Origin of the sequence: Streptomyces sp. NPDC058459, from assembly GCF_042721685.1 — a bacterium.
Taxonomy (GTDB): domain Bacteria; phylum Actinomycetota; class Actinomycetes; order Streptomycetales; family Streptomycetaceae; genus Streptomyces.
On sequence record NZ_JBHXLV010000386.1, the window covers coordinates 1 to 2406 of the forward strand.

Consider the following 2406-nt stretch of genomic DNA (forward strand, 5'->3'; position numbering starts at 1 on the left):
CACATCCGCGACACCGTCCGCTACCACCACGCCATCCAAACCCTCACCACCCACGGCCCCTTCACCGCGATCGAACTCGGACCGGACGCCGCGCTCACCTCCCTCACGCCGGGGTCGGTGCCGCTGCTGCGGCGGGGGCGGGGAGAACGGGCGGCGGTCCTGGCGGCGCTCGCCGCCGTCCACACGCGGGGCGTCCCGGTCGACCGCGCCTCCTTCGCGGAGGGCGACGCGGACGGGGACGCGCACGAGCTGCCCACCTACGCCTTCCAGCGTGAGCGCTACTGGATGGAGGCGGGCGCCCGCGCCGGTGACGGGAGCGGTCTGCTCGGTCCCGCCGTGGAGCTCGCCGACGGCCGGGGGCTGTTCCTCGCGGGAGAGATCGGTTCCGGGCGGCTGCCGTGGCTCGCGGACCACGCGGTCGGCGGAACTCCGCTCGTCCCGGGCGCGCTCTTCGCCGAACTCGCGCTCCAGGCGGCCGAGTCGGCCGGTGTGCCGGTCGTGGAAGAACTGACCCTGGAGACGCCGCTGCTGTGGCACGAGGACCGTACGGTCTCCCTCCAGGTGACCGTCGACGGGGACGCGGAGGCCGGCGGACGGCGGGCCTTCGCGGTGCACGCACGGACGTCGGAGGAGGCCCCCTGGGTGCGGCACGCCTCCGGTCTCCTGGCCCCCGAGGAGGCGGGTCCGGTGACCGCCGGGGCCGAGGTGTGGCCGCCGGCGGGCGCCGCCCCGCTGGACGTGGACGAGGTGTACGGCCGGCTGGCGGGGCTCGGCTACGGCTACGGGCCCGCGTTCCGCCGGCTGGCGGCGGCATGGCGCGACGGGGACACCCTGTTCGCCGAGGTGCGGTTGCCGGAGGAGCCGGGCGCCGTGGTGCCGGGCGGGTTCGGCGTGCACCCGACGCTGCTCGACGCGGCGCTGCACCTGCTGCCGGTGCGGGACGAGGACGCGGCGGAGGTCGTGCTGCCGTTCGCCTGGACGGGGCTGCGGCTGCACGCCACCGACGCCGCCGTGCTGCGGGTCGTCCTTGCCCCCGCCGGGACGGGCGCGGTGTCGCTGCGCGCCACCGATCCGGCGGGCGCGCCCGTGGTGACGGCGGAGGCGCTCGTGCTGCGCCCGGTGCCGGCGGGCGCGCTGACCGCGGGGACGGAGCCGGCGGGGCCGCCGCTGTACGCGGTGGACTGGCGGCCGCTCGCCCCGGCCTCCGCCGGTTCGGCAGGAGCGGCGCCCGAGGTCGCTCACCTGGGGCCTTACGCGGACGCCCGTGCCGCCGCCGGTCACGCGCTGGAGGTCGTGCAGGAGTGGCTGGCGCGGGACCGGTCCGGTGGGGAGCGGCTCGCGCTGGTCACGGAGGGGGCCGTCGCCACCGCTGTGGGCGAGGAGCTGCCGGGGCCGGCGTCGGCCGCCGTGTGGGGGCTGGCGCGCACCGCGCAGAGCGAGCATCCGGAGCTGTTCACGCTGGTCGACACGGACGGCAGCGCGGCCTCCGCGGCCGTCCTCGACCGGGCCCTGGCGACGGGTGAGCCGCAGCTCGCGCTGCGGGAGGGCCGGATCCTCGTCCCGCGTCTCGGCGAACTCCCCCGGGTCGCCCCCTCGGAGCCGGACCGGCCGTTCCGTCCGTTCCGGCCGGAGGGGAGGGTGCTGCTCACGGGCGCCACCGGCGCCCTCGGCACCCTGCTCGCCGAGCACCTCGTCCGCGCGCACGGCGTCCGGCACCTGCTGCTCACCAGCAGGCGGGGGCCCGACGCGCCCGGCGGCGCCGAACTGCTCTCCCGTCTGCGCGCGCTGGGGGCGGAGGTCTCGCTCGTCGCCGCCGACACGGCCGACCAGGGCGCCGTCCGCGCCCTGCTGTCCGGCGCGCCGGGCACGCCGCCCGTCACGGCCGTCGTCCACGCCGCCGGCGTCCTCGACGACGGGCTCCTGGAGGATCTGACGTCGGAGCGCCTGGACCGGGTGCTGCGCCCGAAGGCCGGCGCGGCGGTGCTGCTGCACGAGGTCGCCGCCGAACTGGACCTCGCGCTCGACGCGTTCGTGCTGTTCTCGTCGGTCACCGGGGTGACGGGGACCGCGGGCCAGGCCAACTACGCCGCCGCGAACGCCTATCTGGACGCACTGGCCGAGCACCGGCGCGCCCTCGGGCTCCCCGCCGTCTCCCTCGGCTGGGGCCTGTGGGACACCGGGTCCGGGATGGGCGGGCACCTGACCGCCGCCGACCGGGCTCGTCTGGCCCGCACCGGCATCGCGCCGCTGACCGCCACGGAGGGGCTGGGGCTCTTCGACGCCGCGCTCGCCGAGGCGGCCGGGGGCACGGGACGGGCGGCGCTGGTCGCGAGCCGGTTCACGCCGGCGGGCCTGGACGGCGCGGACGTGGTGCCGGCCCCGCTGCGCTCGCTCGTACGGCCGATC

Annotated in this window: 1 protein-coding gene; it reads left to right on the plus strand. The window is 78.2% G+C overall.

The window, feature by feature from the left end:
* Positions 1-2406, plus strand: a 2406-nt coding sequence (locus ACFWN1_RS32920) for a type I polyketide synthase (protein ID WP_384370319.1), incomplete at both ends; no start/stop codon positions are given.